2 protein-coding genes are annotated in these 3110 nt (G+C 75.3%); both read right to left on the bottom strand.

The window, feature by feature from the left end:
• The coding region (locus tag GSF22_RS35910) for an SWIM zinc finger family protein (RefSeq protein ID WP_307804503.1) at window positions 1-812 on the bottom strand (812 nt) is incomplete at its 3' end.
• Between the two features lie 10 nt (window positions 813-822).
• A partial coding sequence (locus GSF22_RS32375) for a DEAD/DEAH box helicase (RefSeq protein ID WP_208817714.1) occupies window positions 823-3110 on the bottom strand: 2288 nt, incomplete at its 5' end.

Genomic DNA, 3110 nt, shown 5'->3' with positions numbered 1-3110 from the left:
GGGCCGGGGGCGGTCGTGCCGGCGAGCAGCGGGGCCAGGTCCATCGGTGGGCCGGTCACCGTGGGAGGCGACCCGGGCAGCGCGGCCGGCGGGGTCCGGTGGGCCAGTTCGGCCGGTACCCCGGTCGGCCGGTCGTCCCGGTCGTTCGCCGGGGCGGCCCGGCGGGCGTTTCGTTGCCGCAGTTCCTCGGTCAGTTCCGCCTCGGCCCGGCCCCGCATCAGCAGCAGCACGAACGGGTCCCGGTCGAGCAGCCAGGCCGCCTGGTAGGCCAGGGCCGCCGCATGCCGGCAGGGCTGGTCCCAGGAGGGGCAGTCGCACTCCGGGTCGAGATCACCGTAACCGGGCAGCAGGGGTACCCCCGCGTCGTCGGCGGCGTCGACCAGGTCCGCCGGCATCTCCCGGTCGAGCAGGGCGGCGATGTGCCCGGACCGGGCGGCGATCCGGTCGAGGAGGCGGTCCCACTGCCGGTCGGTGAGGGTGGTCAGCCGGACCCGGGTGGTGTGCGCGGCGTACTGGTCACCGTCGTGCACCCCGGCGGAGATCCGTCCGGGGCTGACCGTGATCGGGCCGACCTGCCCGGCGAAGGCGTACCGGCGGCCCCGCACGAGCTGGTCGGGGTCGAGGGCGGTGCGTTCCATCGCCTCGATCCAGGCGTTGCCCCACCAGGTGTCGGCGAACCGGCGGCCGATCCGGCGGCCGGGTGGGTACGCGGGGAAGCTCCGGGCCCGTCCCTCGTCGGGGTGGGCCCGTCCGTCGTCGGGGTGGGCCCAGTCGTCGTCCGGTTCCTCGTCGTACTCGTCGTCGGGGTACACGCCGGCTTCCTCACTCCTGGTCGTCGAGCTGCACCAGGCGGAGCAGCTCGGCATCGGACAGTTCGGTCAGGGCTCCCGGCCCGTTGCGGAACACCGCTTCGGCCAGGCCACGTTTGCCGGTGAGCAGGTCGGCGATGCGGTCCTCCAGGGTGCCCTCGGTGCGGAAGCGGTGCACCTGGACCGGCCGGGTCTGGCCGATCCGGTACGCCCGGTCGGTGGCCTGGTCCTCCACCGCCGGGTTCCACCAGCGGTCGTAGTGCACGACGTGGTCGGCGCGGGTGAGGTTCAGGCCGGTGCCGGCGGCCCGCAGCGACAGCAGGAACACCGGCACCTCGCCGTCCTGGAACCGGCGGACCAGTTCCTCCCGTCGGGCCACCGGGGTGCCGCCGTGCAGCAGTTGGGCGGGGATCCCCCGCCCGGCCAGGTGGTCGGCGAGCAACCGGGCCATCCGGACGTACTGGGTGAAGACCAGCACCGCGCCGTCGCCGGCCAGGATGGTGTCCAGCAGTTCGTCGAGGAGTTGGAGTTTCCCCGACCGGCCGGGCGGCCCCACCGACGGTTCGCGCAGGTGGTGCGCCGGATGGTTGCAGACCTGTTTGAGCCCGGTGAGCAGCGTGAGTACCCGGCCACGCCGGGCGATGCCGGGGCCACCGGCCCGGATCTCGGCCATCGTGCCGGCGACCACCCGGCGGTAGAGGGTCGCCTGCTCGGCGCTGAGCGGTACGGCATGGTCGGTGACGGTCCGGGGCGGCAGTTCCGGCGCGATCCCCGGGTCGGACTTGCGTCGCCGCAGCAGGAAGGGCCGCACCGTCCGGGACAGTCGGCGCAGCGCGGCGTCGTCGCGGTCCGCCGCCCCCGGCCGGGACCACCGGGTACGGAAGGCGACCGCCCCGCCGAGCAGGCCGGGGGTGGTCCAGTCCAGGATCGACCACAGGTCGGTGAGGTCGTTCTCCACCGGGGTACCGGTCAACGCCACCCGAGCGGTCGCCGGGATGTGACGCAGCGCCCGGGCGGTGTCGCTGCGCCGGTTCTTGACGTGCTGTGCCTCGTCGGCGACAAGCAGCCGCCACGGATGTCCGGCGAGGGTCGTCGCGTCCAGCCGCATGGTGCCGTAGCTGGTGAGGACGAACCCGCCGGTCAGGCCGGCCAGCGAGCGGCCGGCGCCGTGGTGGCGGCGGACCGGCGTACCGGGGGCGAACCGGTTGATCTCCCGTTCCCAGTTGCCGAGCAGCGACGCCGGGCAGACGACCAGGGTGGCACCGGCGGTCGCCGGGTCGCGTTGCCGATGCAGGTGCAGGGCGATCACGGTGACCGTCTTGCCCAGCCCCATGTCGTCGGCGAGGCAGCCGCCGAACCCGAGCGAGGTCATCCGGTCCAGCCAGCGCAGCCCGCGTCGCTGGTAGTCCCGCAGGGTCGCGTGCAGGTCGGCGGGTACGGTCAGCGGTTCCGGGCCGGCGTCCGGCTCGGCGATCCGTTCGTGCAGGGCGGCGAGCCAGCCGTCGGCGACCACCGGCACCGGCGCCCCGTCGACCTCCCGGGTGCCGGTGAGCACCTCGGCGAGCGCGTCGTACGCCGGCAGCGGATCGAGCAGCCGGGCCCGGGCACGGGCCGCGAGGACCGGTGGGACGAGCACCCAGCGGTCCCGGATCCGGGCCACCGGCCGGCCACCGGTGAGCAGGTCCGTCTCGGCGTCGTCCAGCGGGGTATCGGCCAGGGTCAGCTGCCAGCTCACCGGCACCGGGGTGACCCGGCGGAAGAAGTCCGCCACCCCGACCGGGGGCGGGCCGGGGGCGCGGACCAGGATCCGGGCCCCCAGGTCGTGGGAGAGCTGCGCCGGCCAGGCCAGGTCGATGCCGGCGGCGGCCAGCCGGGCGGCGGCCCCGTCGAGCAGGTCGGCGACCTCGTCGTCGGCCAGTTCCAGTTCCGCCGGCACGGCCACGTCGAGCAGCCGGGCCAGCGGTGGCCAGACCACAGCCGCCCGGCGTACGGCGAGCATCGCCTCGAAGGTCGCCCGGTCGCCGAGACCGTGCCCGGTACCGGCCCAGAGGGTCGCCGCATCCCTGATCAGGGTGGGGTCGGCGAGGCTGCGCAGTCGGACCACGGCGGTGACCGGCGTCGTACCGATTCCGCCCCGGATCTCCAGGCGCAGCGCGACCCGCAGTCCGGTGTCGACACCCGCCGCCACCTCCCGTGCCCAGTCGCGCAGGTCCCCGGCGTCGACCGGATCGGGGTCGCCGTACCGGTCCGGGTCGACCGCGTCCGGGGCACCGTACCGGTCCGGGCCGGCCGGCTCGGGGG

The sequence above is a fragment of the Micromonospora echinofusca genome (genome assembly GCF_017614955.1).
GTDB classification, from domain to species: domain Bacteria; phylum Actinomycetota; class Actinomycetes; order Mycobacteriales; family Micromonosporaceae; genus Micromonospora; species Micromonospora echinofusca_A.
Note: the sequence above shows the minus strand (reverse complement) of the source record. Positions and strands in the feature narration are given on the sequence as shown.